Consider the following 15451-nt stretch of genomic DNA (forward strand, 5'->3'; position numbering starts at 1 on the left):
AAAGAAGGAAGGTAAATATTTTGTTGATAGAATTGAAAGGGCTAACAAAGAGATATGGAAAACAGCTAATCTTAGAAGACATTCACTTATCTATTCCAAAAGGACAAGCAGCTGCCATTATTGGTGGGAATGGTACTGGAAAAAGTACACTCCTCAAAATAGTTACTGGATTTATTACTCCTACAACTGGAACAATCAAGAAACAACCCGACATGAAAATCGGATATGTACCTGAACATTTTCCAGAGGATATTCGTTTTACACTGGAAGACTATTTGTATCACCTTGGTCGTATTCACGGGTTATCTCAAGAGCATTTACAAAATAAAATCCCACCCCTACTAGAGCTTTTTCATTTAGAGCACGTCAATCATTCCGTTGTAAAGAATTTTTCAAAAGGAATGAAGCACAAGGCTGGTATTATCCAAGCACTCCTTAGCAACGTAGATCTTTTAATTTTAGATGAGCCACTTTCAGGTCTTGATCTAAAATCACAACAAGAACTCGAGCAAATATTGCTTACATTAAAACAACAAGGTCTTACCGTTCTCTTCACCTGCCATGAGAAACAGCTATTAGAAAATTTTGCTGACCGAATTGTGACACTAGCTAATCGTACGATTGCAGAGGATAGACTTTTAACATCTGATGCAATCCCGAAAGAGCATATCTACATAGAAGCAACTGTACCGTATACATTTTCTATTACAAAGTTACAAAAACAATCTGGCTGCATACATGTCGCATCTAACCAGAGCCTCATTCAATTACAAATTGAAAAGGCTTATACAAATGACATACTTCACTATTTATTACATAACAATGCGTCCGTTACATTGCTACAACCTAAATTCCAAAACCGAAAGAAGGATCTTTATGATTGCACTCATTCGCTACAATTTTCTTGATTATACAAAGTCGTACAAGTATGTTCCACCAATCGCGATGTACATCATAAGTTTGCTCTTTGTCTATGCCTATACGCCAAATCCGATTGTTACAACATATTTAGAAACCGCACTTATGCTCTACCTACTTTCAGCTTGGATCACCATCACACTGTTTCATACGGAAGACCCTGTTCAAGAACAAATTACTCTTTCTCATACCAAAAGCATACAGGCCTTATACCTTAGTAAATATGTAACAGTACTTCTCATTTGTAGTGTTCTATCCCTTATATCTGTTATATACCCAATTGCCTTTCATATGTTTAACGAAAAAATGACAGTATCATTATTTATAACTGGTTTCCTTGTCCACTTTTCTTTATCTATACTGGGTACTTCTATCACAACTTTATTTACACGAAATATCATACAAAAAGCAAGTACAGCTTGGCTTAGCCTTTCATTTATATTACTGATTACAATCGCATCCATTCGTCTCAAAAAAGACATGCCAGAATTATTATGGTTCTTCCCTCCTATTAATCATTTTATGATGCTTGGTCAACATGAACATCATTTACCTGTCCGTGTGCTTTGGCTTACTGCATGGGCACTTGCATATTCAGTTGTATTAATAGGATTATTTCTTTCTCTTGTACGAAAAAGAAGGAACATGTAGATGAAAACAAGAATTTCTAAATTTAGATTATGAAATTAGGGAGAGATACAACAATGATTGGAATACTAGCAGGAATGGGACCAAAATCAACAGGGCCATTCGTTGATACAGTAGTTGAACAATGCCAAAAGATATACGGCGCAAAGTACGATATGGACTTCCCACATATGATGATTTATTCTTGTCCAACACCTTTTTATATGGATAGGCCTATTAATCATAAGGATATGAAACAGGCTATTGTACATGGTGCACAAAAACTGGAAAGTACAGGTGTGGATTTTATCGCCATGCCATGTAATACAGCTCATCTGTATTTTGATCAATTACAAAATTCTATTTCAGTTCCCATTTTAAATATGGTTGATGAAACAATAAAAGAAATACCCGATCACGTAAAAAAAGTAGCTCTTTTAGCTACTGATGCGACTGTTCAATCTGGCATATATCAAGATGGAATTTCAAAACGCGGTATGGACTACATACATAAAGACAACTGGCAAAGAGATGCCACTCAAATTATATCGAAAATAAAATCTGGAAACATAAGTGAAGCAAGCGAATTATGGCGTACACTTTGCACAGAATTGGGTGAATCCGTAGATGCCGTTATTATCGCTTGTACAGATTTGAATGTTATATGGGGTACAGAACTACATAACCTTTGTTTTGTGGATTCATCTACTTGTCTGGCTAAAGCCGTTGTAAACAAATATGTATCCTATCAAAAAAGATAGAAGGAAGATTTCATGAAAACAAAAAATATTCCTTTTGAAATGGGCTATACAATGTTATGAAAAACTCCAACATACCCGAGGGATTTTTATTAATAAACTCCGCCTCGCTTATGGTTATCATTGGGAAACAGACTTCAAAAGGCGAATGCGATTTTTTTTGTGAATTCTTTCCGATATTGGAGCAAAACAACCGGTTCCTTGTATAGGAACCGGTTAATTAGTTACTATTCAACCGACAGAAATATTTTTATACTTCCATCTTTAGAATAAAATTCAAAATCAGTTTTATATGCTCTTTTGATATCACTGTTCCAAATATCCACCCAAGCGTTAAAGACACCTTTGGGATCATTATGATCTACTTCTACAACATGGTAGTTACCAGCGGGAATGATGACATTACTTTCCTCAACAAGTTTCTCTTCCGTGCCAATATATAAATCGTAATCACCTGTAAAATCACTTTCATAGTTCGTATAAACACCATATACATCACCTTTTAAATCTAAACGAAGAAATTCTTCCCATAGATTAAGTATGGCATCTGTATTTTGATTATTTGTTCTTACCTTTTTTCCATAAATATGTTTTTCAGTAATCGCTGTATTCATAGATCATTCCCCCCACTAGTTAATATGGAAAGTATAGCATTCATAATATGACAACAGTCTGTCAGCTTTTATAAATATATTCAATTTCACCTCTATATTTATTTTTAAGCCATAAAGGTTCTAGTATCTTTACATGCCTCCCAAACATCAAGAGAAATGGCAATATATTTTTATTGCTATCATATTGAAAAGTTACTTTTAACTCTTCATCTTCAAGAAACTCTATTTCATCATCAGTAAAGAAGTCGTATAATTTTCCAAGTTCACTTTTTGAGAATAATAATACAATCCTCTCTACTTTAGCTGCCTTATTCGTTACATATTCATTTTTCTCAGTATAGGCCGCTCTAGTATTGTCATGTATAATTTCCATACTTCTTATTCTAGTCAATTTAAATAATCTCAAAGCTTTTCTAGACTCACAAAAAGCTTCTAAATACCAACTACCGTTCATAAAATTTAGTTTTAAAGGCTGAATCATTCGACTAGATATATTTGCTGTTTGTGACACATAAGAAATATGGATTTTATTTCCTTCATCAATTATAGACAGTATTTTTTTGACCTTTCGTTTTGTCTCTTCTTCTATCGTTTCTCTATGTAATGTAGATGATGATATTGTGATATTGGAATGATATTCCTCTTTATTTTCTTTCAATAACTCTAATTTTTTTTGTAGCATTGATAATTGATTGTTATCAAATAGTTCATTTTTTAAGGTTAAGCCTTCTAGTAAAAATTTCTTTTCCTCTTCACTAAATGTAAATTTATCTAGTTGATAGTTATCAATTAACGTAAAACCACCATTCTTTCCTAAATAAGAAATAATAGGAATACCAATTGCCGATAAAGCATCTATATCTCGATAAATCGTTCTTTTGCTGACTTCAAATGTATTAGCCAACTCTTCAGCAGGAACGATATCTTTTTTCAACAAATAAATAAGTATCGAAAACATCCTCTCTGTTTTCATAGCATGCTTGACCTCCTCGAGGGATATGTAAAAGATTAGGGAATCGAACTTTTCATTTTATAGAATATGTTTTTCCTAAGTAAATCACAACTTTTAAATATACATAGTAAAGAAGACCACTCCTAAAAAGAGTGGTCTTTTCATCACTGCGCCATTTTCTTTCGGTACATCTTCCCGTTCCAATAGAAGAATCGTGAAGTGAACCCCCCGTATTTCACAATGCGCCTTGCCATTTGCTGCATATTCTTTTGCTCTGATACCTTTTGGTCAGATAAATACATTCCAAGAAGACCGCGACTAATAAGACGATGAAACTTCGCATGTGGTAAGTCACCGATATTTCTTTCCGCTTCTTCCACAAAATGCTTCATTCGCTCTAATATCACTTGTTCATTTTCATAATAACTACAGAAATTTAAGTCTCCACCGATACGATCTTCTTCTTGATCGATGAAATAATCAAGTAAAATATGAAGACCTTGTACATAAGGGAAATAACCTTGCTTAATCTTTGCAATATCCTCATCAAGTAATTCATCATGAAACGCATACGCAACAAGACAAAAGATTCCAAGAGTAGATCCTGCACATGCGGAAAATTCAAACCAGCTCATCGGTGGTACATTTTCCTTATGAGCTTCAAACCATGTTCGCAAGCGCGGTTCTCTCTCTTCTAGTTTCACATGCTTATGAATTTGTAAATCACAATAGTAACAAGCAAGCTCGTGAAGGATTGGTGCTATCCTGTCATAGTGTTTTGTTTTTAGCAAAACATCTTGGCATGTTGCAACAAGCTCATCTAAATAACCACCATCATCTTGATCATCACGATAACGATAGTAATTACTTCCTTCACTCTCTGGTGTTAATGCAGCCAGCATTGATTCATGAAGTGCAGCAAAATCATTTGGATCAAGCGATGTACTACGATCACATAAGTTATCTAAGTAATCACTAATTGTCTGATACGCTACAATAAAACGAATACAGTCCTCACGGTGTTCATTTGCAAGCAGTGCTAAAATACCACCGCCTTCACAATGAAACGTTTTATGTTCAATACTTGCAATAGCCTGATTATGAAGCTCATCATTCGGAATATGGTAGGCACGCTCTTTCCACATCGCTAGCTCATGGTGTACAACCGGAAACACATCACGGTATACTTTCGCCATGAGCGTTATGGGATTACTCGGTACGTTCACTTCTTCCTTCATCTCCTCTATTAAATGTCCAAATCATTATTTATTTGTTTCTATTATGTTATTTACATGTATTTCAGTAAATGCTTTGATATAGCTTAAAATTTCATCTCGCTCATATTCATTTAATAGCTCATGGTAACAATTTGACCATTCTTTATACGTCTTATCATTAACCTTTAAGTTATCAAACCATTTACGGACACGTGTTTTATCTACAAGTTTATCCTCACACGCCTGCATTAGCAAGAGCGGAACATCTGGAAACTCATCAATTTTTTCATGAGCAATCTCAATTGATTTTATCAATTCACTATACCAACGAACTGACACCTTGCGCAAGAACAACGAATCATTCTCCATCGCATCGCGAATTTCTTTATTCCTAGTTGACATTTCTACTGTAAGATTTGTGGGGAATTGGAGTTTCGGTGTGAGAATATTTAACAACTTTGAAGCAGCTCGAAGCGGAGCAGCAGGTGCAGCTAAAACACCTAGACATGGCGAGCTTAATATAATTCCATCTATGTCTTCTCTCTTCGTTTCTTCCATCATACGAATGACAATAAGTCCACCCATACTATGACCAAATAAAAAAATAGGAAGCCGATATTTCCTTGCTTCTTTCACCCATAATTTTACTTCCTCTATGTATTCATCAAATGAGTCGATATGTCCTCTATTTCTTGAAGTTGTTCCATGAGCCGGAAGATCTCCCATAACAACATGATACCCAAAATGAGTCCACATTTCTGCTAGTGCCTCATAACGTCCGTGATATTCCATCGCCCCATGCACAATCACGATTACCGCTTTGGCTGTTTCTGCTTCATAATTCCACATACGAAACTCCTCCATTTCACTCTTTTCTGTAATTTGATACACTAAAACTAGTTTCTAGGAAAGGAAGGCTTTACATGATATATCCTTATAAAGATAAAAATCCGAAAATTGCGAGTAGTGCTTTGATCGCTGACTACGTTACGATTACAGGTGATGTTACAATCGGCGAAGAATCAAGCATTTGGTTTAATACTGTTATTCGCGGTGATGTTTCGCCAACAATCATTGGAAATAGAGTAAATGTACAAGATCAATGTACGCTTCATCAAAGTCCACAGTATCCCCTTATTTTAGAAGACGATGTTACAGTTGGACATCAAGTGATTTTACATAGCTGCACTTTAAAAAAAGAGGCTTTAATCGGGATGGGATCCATTATTTTAGATGGTGCTGAAATTGGCGAAGGTGCATTCATCGGTGCCGGTAGCTTAGTTTCACAAGGAAAGAAGATCCCTCCTCATACACTAGCTTTCGGTCGTCCTGCAAAGGTTATTCGCGAACTAACAGATGAAGATCGAAAAGATATGGATCGCATTCGTAAACAGTATGTTGAAAAAGGGCAATATTATAAGTCACTTCAAAAATAGTTCCGCTTGCTGTCATTAAGGTGGCAGCTTTTTTTCATTAAAACTCTAACGTTCTCTTTACAAAATCTTATTATTCCCTCAATAAATTCTTATTAAAATAAAAGATATCATCTCAATACATATATAAATGAGGGGAGAGAGGTTTCATGAAAGCTAAATCCGTCAACTCCTTATACAAAATAGAATGTTACATTTTCAAAGGAATTAACCGTTACTTTGATCAAAAAACATTAAATATCTTTTTCCGCACGATTACACATATCGGTGGTGCAACCTTTTCTATCTCGCTCACGTTATGCCTTCTTATCTTTTCAAAAGAACTTCTGCACACTGCCGCAATTGCAGCAGCTCTTTCATTAACAATGAGTCATATTCCTGTGCAAATATTAAAAAGATGGTACCCACGTAAACGACCTTACTTAACGATTCAAGATGCAAAATACCCATTGCATCCACTACAAGATCATTCATTTCCATCCGGTCATACAACAGCTATTTTTTCAGTAGCTGTTCCCTTTATTTGTTATGATCCAACCTTAATATTTTTTTTACTTCCAGTAGCAATGATTGTGGGAATCTCCCGCATCTATCTTGGACTTCATTATCCATCTGATGTATTTGTAGGTATGTGCCTTGGCACATGTTCTGGCATTATCTCTTTTTATCAATTCATTCCACTTGTTATGTAAAGGAGAGATTAGATGAGAGTCGCCATATTTACTGATACATTCACACCGCAAGTAAATGGTGTAGCAAAAACTTTAGATCGTTTAACTCGTTATTTTCAAAAACAAAATATTGCCTATTCTGTATTCGCACCACAACATACAGCAGAAGATAATTTTGTCGCCAATGTGAATAAGATGAGAAGCATCCCGCTGAAAATACTATATCCAGAATGCCGCTTTGCATTTCCAACCCCGCGTATTAGACGGGAACTTCTTGCATTTAATCCTAATATCATTCATGTTGCTACTCCTTTTAACATGGGGCTTTGCGGCATGTATTATGCGAAAAAACTAGGTATTCCTCTTGTCGGTTCTTATCACACTGACTTTGACGCTTATTTACAATATTATAAAATTGAATTTTTCTCTAATATGTTATGGAATTATTTGAAATGGTTCCACAGTCATATGCAAAAAAACTTTGTCCCTTCTTCTGAAACATTGCAGCAATTAACTCAAAAGAAATTTCGAAATTTATATATATGGGGACGAGGAGTAGATTGTTCTCTCTTCCATCCTGCTTACAATAAAGACGTATTCCGAAAAAAATATAATATTACTGCTTCATACATTCTTTCATACGTCGGACGCATTGCCCCTGAAAAAGATATTGATACCCTTCGTAGGCTTATTCATACAACAATAAAAGAACGAAAAGATGCGATTCATTGGCTTATTGCTGGAAATGGTCCTCTTGCTAAAGATTTAAGTGAAACTACACCAACCAATAACGTGACCTTTACTGGATATTTGGAAAGAGAAAACCTAGCAGAAGCTTATGCCTGCTCTGACCTTATGATATTTCCATCAGCTACAGAAACATTTGGTAATGTCGTGCTTGAATCTCTCGCATGTGGTACACCAGTGATTGGTGCAAATTCTGGCGGAGTAAAAAATATTATTGCAGATGGAAAAACAGGTTTTCTCTGCGAGCCCAAAAATACGAACTCATTTTTATCATCCATTTATCAATTGTTAAATAGCGAAGAAGCGCGTAAACAAATGAGTATAGCGGCTCGATCCTATGCCACCACACAAAGTTGGAATGAAATTTTTCACAGCTTATACATGCAATATGAAGAGGTGCTTCAGCAAAATAATGCCGAACTACTTGCTTAAATAGGAAAGTTCCATTCATAAAGAAAAAAGGTATGACTTCTATAACGTCATACCTTTTTGGTCTTGTTCTCCTTGAGTACCCGGACATATTCCTCTTTCGTATTTACATTCACAAACAATTCCTTAACCGCGTTCCATTCTTCTCCCATCACATACTTTACGTTACACTGTGATAAAAGTTGTCCCATACTTCGCTTTTCTTCCTCTAATAGCGTATAAATTTCCTCTTTCATACTCTGATGATATGCCGCTAATAACGGCTGTTTTCTGCCATCAATCACTGGAACAATTGCCTCATAGCCTTCACTGATTTGTTTTACTAATGCGGTAATCCACTCATTTGAAAGGTTCGGCGTATCACAAGGCAAAATGATATACCATTCTGCTTCAATATGCTCCATTCCAGATACAATCCCAGCAAGCGGTCCATCTCCTTTATAGGAAGGAATATCTTCTATAACAGGAACGTCTACCAAAGTAACAATTTTCTCTTTTATATCAGGATGACTAATTACAACTACATCTTGCACAGTAGTCTGTATCACCTGAACGATGTGTTCAATAAAAGTATGTCCTTGCCAAATCGCCAACGCTTTCGGCTCCCCAAAACGTCTCGACCTACCACCTGCTAATACAATTCCGGCGAGTTTTTTCATTGTCGATGCAGCTCAAATGTAATGTGCCCAAGCTCTGGCAAAATCAATTTGTTCATCGCAAGGCGAACAGCCCCGCTAGAACCTGGCATTGAAAAGACAACTTTTCTTCCGATTGTTCCGCCAATTGCTCTACTTAACATTGCAGCGCTTCCGATATCTTCTAAATAACTAATCATCCGAAACAATTCACCAAATCCAACAATTTCTTTATCTAATAATGCCGAAACTGCCTCAATCGTAACATCACGCTTTGTAATGCCTGTTCCTCCATTTGTTAACACCACATCAACATCTTCTTGATGATATCCACTTAATACAGCCTGTCTAATACTTTCTTTATCATCTTTTACAATTTCATAAGCAGTTACCGTATGTCCTGCTTCCATTAATAATTCTTTTAATAGCTTACCACTCTTATCTGTTTCTTCTGTGCGTGTATCAGAAACTGTGATAATTTTACAGCGTACTTTTTTAGGCGCTTGCTTTTTATGTTCTATTACGCTCATTTTTATTCGCTCCTTCTTATGAACTACTCATAATTTTATCATACCTGATAGAAGTTCTCTCAAATGTGCAGTACATCACATTTACATAATTATCTAGTGAACGGCTAAAACATTATGATACAATATTGGTATATATAACCATAAAAAAAGAGGTCCTATGATTCTAACCGCACATACTTAACAAGTACAGCGATTCCCCTCTTACTCGCTATTTATTTCATTGCATTTAAATTCGTGCGAAACGATCTGATAAATACTAAATAATTTTTCATAATTAGGAGGCTCGTTCATGGAACTTTATAAGAAACTCACAACGGTATTTATCCTTCTATTTATCGCTTCCATCAGTGCTGGAATGGCATTAAAGGACGCTGTCCCATACTCAGCAATCGGCGGATGGGGATTTGCGACACTCTTTTTACTATGCAGTGCATTTTGCGCCGGAAAAGCACGTCAAAAGAAAGGTTGATGGCCATTGTTTCGCAAAAAACCTACACTTTGCAGATCATGCGACAAAGAAATTCAAACATATGAAAAAGCTTGGGTTCATATGCCTTTTCCTCCAAGCGGAATGACGAATATGAGAAAATATATTGAACTTGATGGAGAAGTATATTGCAGTTCGTGTGCTGGAGTATGTAAGAGCCAAAATAATACAGTAAAGTAAAGGAGGTTTTTCACTTGTTCGAAACAAATCGGATTCGTTTACGAAAGTTTTCAGAAAGTGATATTCCAACCTATTACCATTGGCGAAATGATATAGAAGTTATGAGCGCTACCAGTCTCAATCTTGATACGTATTCATTTCAGGAAGTAGAGCAATTTTGCGGGCAAATCATTCACTCCTCTACTTCTAAAAGTTATATCATTGAACAAAAAAAGAGTAGCCTCCCCATTGGCATCACATCTTTAATTAACATCGATACACATAATCGAAATGCAGAATGTATTATCGATATCGGAAGGAAAGATTATTGGGGGCAGGGATACGGAAAAGAAGCATTAACTTTATTATTGGATTACGCCTTTTTAGAATTAAACTTACACCGTATATCCTTACGTGTTTTTTCATTTAATGACAGAGCGATTCACCTTTATAAAAAGCTCGGTTTTCAGCATGAAGGTACGTGTAAGGAGGCTGTATTCCGAAATGGTAAATGGCATGATATTGAAACGTTTGCCTTGCTACAGTCTAATTACAAATAAAAAAAAGCCTTGCGCTCCGCGCAAAGCTTTTCATTCTTATATTATAGACTAGCTTGCTCTTTTAAAGTTGCTGCTTTGTCTGTACGTTCCCATGAAAGATCTACATCAGTACGTCCGAAGTGGCCGTAAGCTGCTGTTTGTTTGTAAATTGGGCGACGTAAGTCTAGCATTTTGATGATACCAGCTGGGCGAAGATCGAAGTTGTTACGAACTAGTTCTACTAGTACTTCTTCAGATACTTTACCAGTGCCAAATGTATCAACTGAAATTGATACTGGTTGTGCTACACCAATTGCGTATGCAAGTTGTACTTCTGCTTTTTCAGCAAGACCAGCTGCAACGATGTTTTTCGCAACATAACGAGCTGCGTATGCTGCAGAACGGTCAACTTTTGTTGCATCTTTACCAGAGAATGCACCGCCGCCATGACGAGCGTATCCACCGTAAGTATCAACGATAATTTTACGTCCTGTTAAACCAGCATCCCCTTGTGGTCCACCGATTACGAAACGACCAGTTGGGTTAATGAAGAATTTCGTTTCTTCATCCATTAATTCTGCTGGTACTACAGCTTTGATTACGTGCTCTTTTAAGTCGCGATCGATTTGTTCCCATGTAGCTTCCGGGTGATGCTGTGTAGAAATTACAATTGTATCGATGCGTACTGGTTTACCATTTTCATCATACTCAACTGTAACTTGCGTTTTACCGTCTGGACGTAAATATTCTAATGTTTCATCTTTACGAACTTCCGTTAAACGACGAGCTAATTTGTGAGCAAGCGAGATTGGAAGTGGCATTAATTCTTTTGTTTCATTACATGCAAAACCAAACATTAAACCTTGGTCCCCTGCACCAATTGCCTCAATCTCAGCGTCAGTCATTTGACCTTCACGCGCTTCTAACGCTTGGTCAACACCCATAGCGATGTCAGCAGACTGCTCATCAATAGATGTTAAAACTGCACAAGTTTCTGCATCGAATCCATACTTTGCACGAGTGTAACCGATACCTTGAATTGTTTCACGAACGATTTTTGGAATATCTACATAAGTAGAAGTTGTAATCTCCCCCGCTACCAATACTAAACCAGTTGTTACTGTTGTTTCACAAGCTACACGTGCGTTTGCGTCTTTTGCTAAGATCGCGTCTAAAATTGAATCAGAAATTTGGTCACAAATTTTATCTGGATGTCCTTCAGTTACAGACTCAGATGTGAACAGATGACGTTGTTTTGTCATGTGGTAAACCTCCCTACAGTAATTGTATATATTGTACGGAACTCATCCTTAATTTGCCACAAACTGCGACATTCATATATTCTCCCAAACAAGTAAAAGAAAAACCTTTCCCACTTAACATAGAGGAAAGGTTTAATTTGCTACTTGCATACTGCTTTTTGCCCTTCGCTCTTATCGTTCGAGACCGTTCGCCTCGCACAGGTTTTAGCACCTATTCACTTGTATTTACCGTTACAAGTGAGGTTGCCGGGCTTCATCGGGCCTGTCCCTCCGCCAGCTCGGGATAAGAGAGTATCCGTCCCAACCTATACTAAAGAAATGATATTCATTTGTCAATTAATATTCACATATTCCCACAAGTTTTTCGGATTATTTGTCGAACGAAATATAAATAGGAAAATAATACATTCACACAAACAAAAATAAATAAATAGTATACATTATTTATATGATTGTGTTATACTCTTGTTGGGGATTACGAGAAAAATTTCATTAAAATGAAAAGGATGGTATATAAATATGAGTACTGTGAATGTCCAAATTGGATTACACGAATTACTGAACGGAAGCAATGCACAGGTTCAACTAAGCGTTCCACAATTAGTAGAAAAAGTTCTAATGAGAAATGAAGGGAAATTGACTTCTACTGGCGCTGTATCTGCTTCTACAGGAAAATATACAGGACGTTCTCCTAAAGATAAATTTATTGTGAAAGAAGCATCGGTTGCAGATAAGATCGCTTGGGGATCTGTAAATCAACCGATTTCTGAAGAACATTTTAATAAATTATATACAAAAGTATTAGAATACTTAAAAGAAAAAGAAGAATTATTCGTATTTAAAGGATTCGCTGGCGCTGATCGTAACTATCGCCTTCCATTACAAGTTGTTAATGAATATGCATGGCACAATTTATTCGTACATCAATTATTTATTCGTCCAACTGAAGACGAATTAGCAAATCATGAAGCTGAGTTCACAATTGTTTCTGCACCAAGCTTTAAAGCAGATCCAGAGATTGACGGCACAAACTCTGAAGCATTCATTATGGTTTCGTTTGAAAAACGCATCGTATTAATCGGTGGTACTGAATACGCTGGAGAGATGAAAAAATCAATCTTCTCTATTATGAACTTCTTACTTCCGGAACAAGATATTTTATCTATGCATTGTTCTGCAAACGTAGGTGAAGAAGGTGATGTTGCTCTATTCTTCGGTTTATCTGGAACAGGTAAAACAACATTATCTGCTGACCCACACCGTAAATTAATTGGTGATGATGAGCACGGTTGGTCTGATAACGGCGTATTCAATATTGAAGGCGGTTGCTACGCAAAATGTATTAACCTTTCTCATGAAAAAGAGCCACAAATTTTTGATGCAATTACATTTGGATCAGTGCTTGAGAACGTTGTAATTGATAATCAAACACGTATTGCAGATTATAATGATACTACATTAACAGAAAATACACGTGCTGCATACCCAATTGATGCGATTGATAATATCGTAGTACCAAGTGTTGCAGGACATCCAAATACAATTATTTTCTTAACTGCTGATGCATCTGGAGTATTGCCTCCAATCAGTAAGTTAAATAAAGAGCAAGCTATGTACCATTTCTTAAGCGGTTATACTAGTAAACTAGCTGGAACTGAGCGCGGTGTAACATCTCCGCAAGCAACGTTCTCAACTTGCTTCGGTTCTCCATTCTTGCCACTTGATGCATCTCGCTATGCTGAAATGCTTGGTGAAAAGATCGAGAAACATGATGCGAAAGTATTCTTAGTAAACACTGGCTGGACTGGTGGCGAATACGGCGTTGGAAAACGTATGAACTTAGGTTACACTCGTGCAATGGTACAATCAGCATTAAACGGCGAGCTTGATAACGCTGAAACAGCGAAACATGACATCTTCGGTCTTGAAGTGCCACTTCATGTACCAGGTGTACCTGATGAAGTATTAATGCCTGAACAAACATGGGCTGATAAAGCTGCTTACAAAGCAAAAGCAATCGAGCTTGCAGATAAGTTCAAAGAAAACTTCAAAAAGTTCGAGAACGTTTCCGAAAGCATTATCAAATTAGGCGGTCCAATCGCTTAATTTAACCTTTACTGTTTGAATACCCCTTTACTCATATGAATAAGTATAGTGTAGCCTAAAAAGTTCGCGTACTCACCGACAAAACCCATGCGACTTTATAGGTTACACATACTTACAATAAAAAAGAAGCTTACGCTAAAACGTAAGCTTCTTTCTATATATCTTGATTTTCTAACATATAAATCGTTGCTTGGCAAACAAATACAGATTCTCGACTCATTTTCTCCCTTTGTTTTCACATGACATAGAGTAAAAAAATTCTCTGACCACTTCTATTCACCATCGAATCCTCTCTCTTACCTAAAAAAGAAAAGGTTCTGTATTTACCTATTTCTTCGCATCTTTCATGCTGTAATAGCCTAAATTAATAACGATCAAGAAATAACCACCCATAATCCCCACAGCAAATGCCCACATAACCATATGATGTTCAATTTCATACATAATAATTGCGCCGAGTATCGCTGCTGCAAAACGATTAACCATACCAAGTGTCGGTGCTTTACTCTTTTTTACAATACTATCTCCAAGCTTTTCAATACGTCTTCCTAAAATCCAAACGCAATACATACTAACGAGTAAACCAATCCCTACACCTAAAAAGTGTGCAGAAAAAGGTGTCATCGCCCAACCTAATAGCATTGCACCTAGCAAATAATACATTTGGATTTTAAATGACCTTAATGACATACTAATCATGCAGTTCTCCTTTATCATCTTATTTACATATCATCAGACTTTATCTGTTACATTCGAAAATAAACAACATAAACACTACACTTATGTTGTTAAAATATTTTTTGAAAATAATATTATACAAGATTTTTAGTTTGGAAGCAGGCGCAACTTGTGACTTTTTTTCAAACATTTCTCATAGATTTACAAAAAAGTGATATCAATCTACAAAAATATGGATATGATGTAGATATATCCACTTTCATTTTCCAACATATAAACCGAGGCCTTGGAAACAAAAAGAGATCTCCGCTCGTTTTCTCCTTCTGTTCTCACATGGCATGCGGCAAAAAAAAGTTCTTACCACTTCTCCGCTCGACCAAACCCTCTCTCCCACCTATAAAGGAAGGTTTTATGTCAGTTTTCAATTTATATGTATGTAATGAGTACACAAATAAAGGGGGCGTCTAATGATTTATTTTTTAATGGCTCTCATTCACCTCATTATCCCTGCACTTATAGGACTCTCATTATATTGGTACACAAAAGAACATAGTATCTTCTATGCTGTCCTCGGTGTTCTTCTCTCCGGAATTATTCTTATTGCACTATTCCGCATACCTTTTCTCAACTTTATCCCACTTATAATTTCCATTTTATTCCTTATGTTTTTACCAAAAATAAAAAAATAG

Annotated in this window: 19 protein-coding genes and 1 riboswitch; of the genes, 11 read left to right on the forward strand and 8 right to left on the reverse strand. The window is 36.3% G+C overall.

Annotated elements, in window-relative coordinates:
• Window positions 1-20 precede the first annotated feature (20 nt).
• From M014_RS0122960 to M014_RS0122970, 3 genes are read left to right on the forward strand one after another with little or no spacing between them, the layout of a single operon-like run.
• Window positions 21-908 carry an ABC transporter ATP-binding protein gene (locus M014_RS0122960; protein ID WP_026593786.1) on the forward strand — a complete coding sequence of 296 codons (888 nt, stop codon included), beginning with the start codon at window positions 21-23 and terminating at the stop codon, window positions 906-908.
• Window positions 877-1569, forward strand: a complete 693-nt coding sequence (locus tag M014_RS0122965; RefSeq protein WP_026593787.1) for a hypothetical protein — start codon at window positions 877-879, stop codon at window positions 1567-1569. Before M014_RS0122960 ends, M014_RS0122965 begins: the two co-directional genes overlap by 32 nt.
• Window positions 1570-1622: 53 nt before the next feature.
• On the forward strand, window positions 1623-2306 hold the full coding sequence (locus M014_RS0122970; protein WP_026593788.1) for an aspartate/glutamate racemase family protein: 684 nt from the start codon (window positions 1623-1625) through the stop codon (window positions 2304-2306).
• A gap of 224 nt (window positions 2307-2530) precedes the next feature.
• Here the strand turns inward: M014_RS0122970 and M014_RS0122975 are convergent, their stop codons facing one another.
• The 4 genes from M014_RS0122975 to M014_RS0122990 all read right to left on the reverse strand — a co-directional run bounded on the left by M014_RS0122975 (window position 2531) and on the right by M014_RS0122990 (window position 5935).
• Window positions 2531-2917 carry a GyrI-like domain-containing protein gene (locus tag M014_RS0122975; protein ID WP_026593789.1) on the reverse strand — a complete coding sequence of 129 codons (387 nt, stop codon included), beginning with the start codon at window positions 2915-2917 and terminating at the stop codon, window positions 2531-2533.
• Between the two features lie 61 nt (window positions 2918-2978).
• A complete protein-coding gene (locus M014_RS0122980) occupies window positions 2979-3926 on the reverse strand; it encodes a helix-turn-helix transcriptional regulator (protein ID WP_331280103.1) in 948 nt (315 codons plus the stop codon).
• A 107-nt stretch (window positions 3927-4033) separates the two neighbouring features.
• Window positions 4034-5095 (reverse strand): tetraprenyl-beta-curcumene synthase family protein, encoded by a 1062-nt coding sequence (locus tag M014_RS0122985; protein ID WP_026593791.1) that lies wholly within the window; start codon window positions 5093-5095, stop codon window positions 4034-4036.
• Between the two features lie 36 nt (window positions 5096-5131).
• Complete coding sequence (locus M014_RS0122990; RefSeq protein ID WP_026593792.1) at window positions 5132-5935, reverse strand: alpha/beta hydrolase; 804 nt, start codon at window positions 5933-5935, stop codon at window positions 5132-5134.
• Window positions 5936-6009: 74 nt separating this feature from the next.
• Between M014_RS0122990 and M014_RS0122995 the strand changes: the two genes are divergently transcribed.
• The 3 genes from M014_RS0122995 to M014_RS0123005 all read left to right on the forward strand — a co-directional run bounded on the left by M014_RS0122995 (window position 6010) and on the right by M014_RS0123005 (window position 8369).
• Window positions 6010-6522 (forward strand): gamma carbonic anhydrase, encoded by a 513-nt coding sequence (locus tag M014_RS0122995; protein WP_026593793.1) that lies wholly within the window; start codon window positions 6010-6012, stop codon window positions 6520-6522.
• A 146-nt stretch (window positions 6523-6668) separates the two neighbouring features.
• Window positions 6669-7211, forward strand: a complete 543-nt coding sequence (locus M014_RS0123000) for a phosphatase PAP2 family protein (protein WP_026593794.1) — start codon at window positions 6669-6671, stop codon at window positions 7209-7211.
• Between the two features lie 12 nt (window positions 7212-7223).
• Complete coding sequence (locus M014_RS0123005) at window positions 7224-8369, forward strand: glycosyltransferase family 4 protein (RefSeq protein ID WP_026593795.1); 1146 nt, start codon at window positions 7224-7226, stop codon at window positions 8367-8369.
• A 47-nt stretch (window positions 8370-8416) separates the two neighbouring features.
• Here M014_RS0123005 and M014_RS0123010 read toward each other — a convergent pair whose 3' ends face one another.
• A complete protein-coding gene (locus M014_RS0123010; RefSeq protein ID WP_026593796.1) occupies window positions 8417-9025 on the reverse strand; it encodes a molybdenum cofactor guanylyltransferase in 609 nt (202 codons plus the stop codon).
• On the reverse strand, window positions 9022-9531 hold the full coding sequence (locus tag M014_RS0123015) for a MogA/MoaB family molybdenum cofactor biosynthesis protein (RefSeq protein WP_026593797.1): 510 nt from the start codon (window positions 9529-9531) through the stop codon (window positions 9022-9024). The genes M014_RS0123010 and M014_RS0123015 overlap by 4 nt, the downstream gene beginning before the upstream one ends.
• A gap of 289 nt (window positions 9532-9820) precedes the next feature.
• Between M014_RS0123015 and M014_RS0123020 the strand changes: the two genes are divergently transcribed.
• From M014_RS0123020 to M014_RS0123030, 3 genes are read left to right on the forward strand one after another with little or no spacing between them, the layout of a single operon-like run.
• Window positions 9821-10000 carry a hypothetical protein gene (locus tag M014_RS0123020; protein WP_026593798.1) on the forward strand — a complete coding sequence of 60 codons (180 nt, stop codon included), beginning with the start codon at window positions 9821-9823 and terminating at the stop codon, window positions 9998-10000.
• A 6-nt stretch (window positions 10001-10006) separates the two neighbouring features.
• The gene (locus M014_RS0123025; protein ID WP_026593799.1) at window positions 10007-10198 is read left to right on the forward strand and encodes a hypothetical protein; all 192 of its coding nucleotides are present in this window, start codon (window positions 10007-10009) and stop codon (window positions 10196-10198) included.
• Between the two features lie 14 nt (window positions 10199-10212).
• The gene (locus M014_RS0123030) at window positions 10213-10737 is read left to right on the forward strand and encodes a GNAT family N-acetyltransferase (RefSeq protein WP_026593800.1); all 525 of its coding nucleotides are present in this window, start codon (window positions 10213-10215) and stop codon (window positions 10735-10737) included.
• 41 nt (window positions 10738-10778) lie between these two features.
• Here M014_RS0123030 and metK read toward each other — a convergent pair whose 3' ends face one another.
• Entirely contained in the window at window positions 10779-11978 is a 1200-nt protein-coding gene (metK, locus tag M014_RS0123035; RefSeq protein ID WP_026593801.1) for a methionine adenosyltransferase, read from the reverse strand.
• Between the two features lie 168 nt (window positions 11979-12146).
• Window positions 12147-12268, reverse strand: a riboswitch (SAM riboswitch).
• A gap of 229 nt (window positions 12269-12497) precedes the next feature.
• Here metK and pckA point away from each other — a divergent pair.
• A complete protein-coding gene (gene pckA, locus M014_RS0123040; RefSeq protein WP_026593802.1) occupies window positions 12498-14084 on the forward strand; it encodes a phosphoenolpyruvate carboxykinase (ATP) in 1587 nt (528 codons plus the stop codon).
• A gap of 327 nt (window positions 14085-14411) precedes the next feature.
• Here pckA and M014_RS0123045 read toward each other — a convergent pair whose 3' ends face one another.
• A complete protein-coding gene (locus M014_RS0123045; protein ID WP_026593803.1) occupies window positions 14412-14783 on the reverse strand; it encodes an ATP synthase subunit I in 372 nt (123 codons plus the stop codon).
• A gap of 446 nt (window positions 14784-15229) precedes the next feature.
• On the opposite strand from M014_RS0123045, the gene M014_RS0123055 reads away from it, so the two are divergent.
• Entirely contained in the window at window positions 15230-15451 is a 222-nt protein-coding gene (locus M014_RS0123055) for a hypothetical protein (protein ID WP_026593805.1), read from the forward strand.

This window comes from Bacillus sp. UNC437CL72CviS29, from assembly GCF_000482345.1.
Lineage (GTDB): Bacteria > Bacillota > Bacilli > Bacillales > Bacillaceae_G > Bacillus_A > Bacillus_A arachidis.

Bases quoted from the DNA above. Each gene is read 5' to 3' on its own strand.
- M014_RS0122970 (WP_026593788.1), top strand. From the start codon at position 1,623: ATGATTGGAATACTAGCAGGAATGGGACCAAAATCAACAGGGCCATTC.
- M014_RS0123000 (WP_026593794.1), top strand. From the start codon at position 6,669: ATGAAAGCTAAATCCGTCAACTCCTTATACAAAATAGAATGTTACATT.
- M014_RS0123015 (WP_026593797.1), bottom strand. From the start codon at position 9,531: ATGAGCGTAATAGAACATAAAAAGCAAGCGCCTAAAAAAGTACGCTGT.
- M014_RS0122995 (WP_026593793.1), top strand. From the start codon at position 6,010: ATGATATATCCTTATAAAGATAAAAATCCGAAAATTGCGAGTAGTGCT.
- metK (WP_026593801.1), bottom strand. From the start codon at position 11,978: ATGACAAAACAACGTCATCTGTTCACATCTGAGTCTGTAACTGAAGGA.
- pckA (WP_026593802.1), top strand. From the start codon at position 12,498: ATGAGTACTGTGAATGTCCAAATTGGATTACACGAATTACTGAACGGA.
- M014_RS0122975 (WP_026593789.1), bottom strand. From the start codon at position 2,917: ATGAATACAGCGATTACTGAAAAACATATTTATGGAAAAAAGGTAAGA.
- M014_RS0123010 (WP_026593796.1), bottom strand. From the start codon at position 9,025: ATGAAAAAACTCGCCGGAATTGTATTAGCAGGTGGTAGGTCGAGACGT.
- M014_RS0123045 (WP_026593803.1), bottom strand. From the start codon at position 14,783: ATGATTAGTATGTCATTAAGGTCATTTAAAATCCAAATGTATTATTTG.
- M014_RS0122990 (WP_026593792.1), bottom strand. From the start codon at position 5,935: ATGTGGAATTATGAAGCAGAAACAGCCAAAGCGGTAATCGTGATTGTG.
- M014_RS0122965 (WP_026593787.1), top strand. From the start codon at position 877: ATGATTGCACTCATTCGCTACAATTTTCTTGATTATACAAAGTCGTAC.
- M014_RS0123020 (WP_026593798.1), top strand. From the start codon at position 9,821: ATGGAACTTTATAAGAAACTCACAACGGTATTTATCCTTCTATTTATC.
- M014_RS0123055 (WP_026593805.1), top strand. From the start codon at position 15,230: ATGATTTATTTTTTAATGGCTCTCATTCACCTCATTATCCCTGCACTT.
- M014_RS0123005 (WP_026593795.1), top strand. From the start codon at position 7,224: ATGAGAGTCGCCATATTTACTGATACATTCACACCGCAAGTAAATGGT.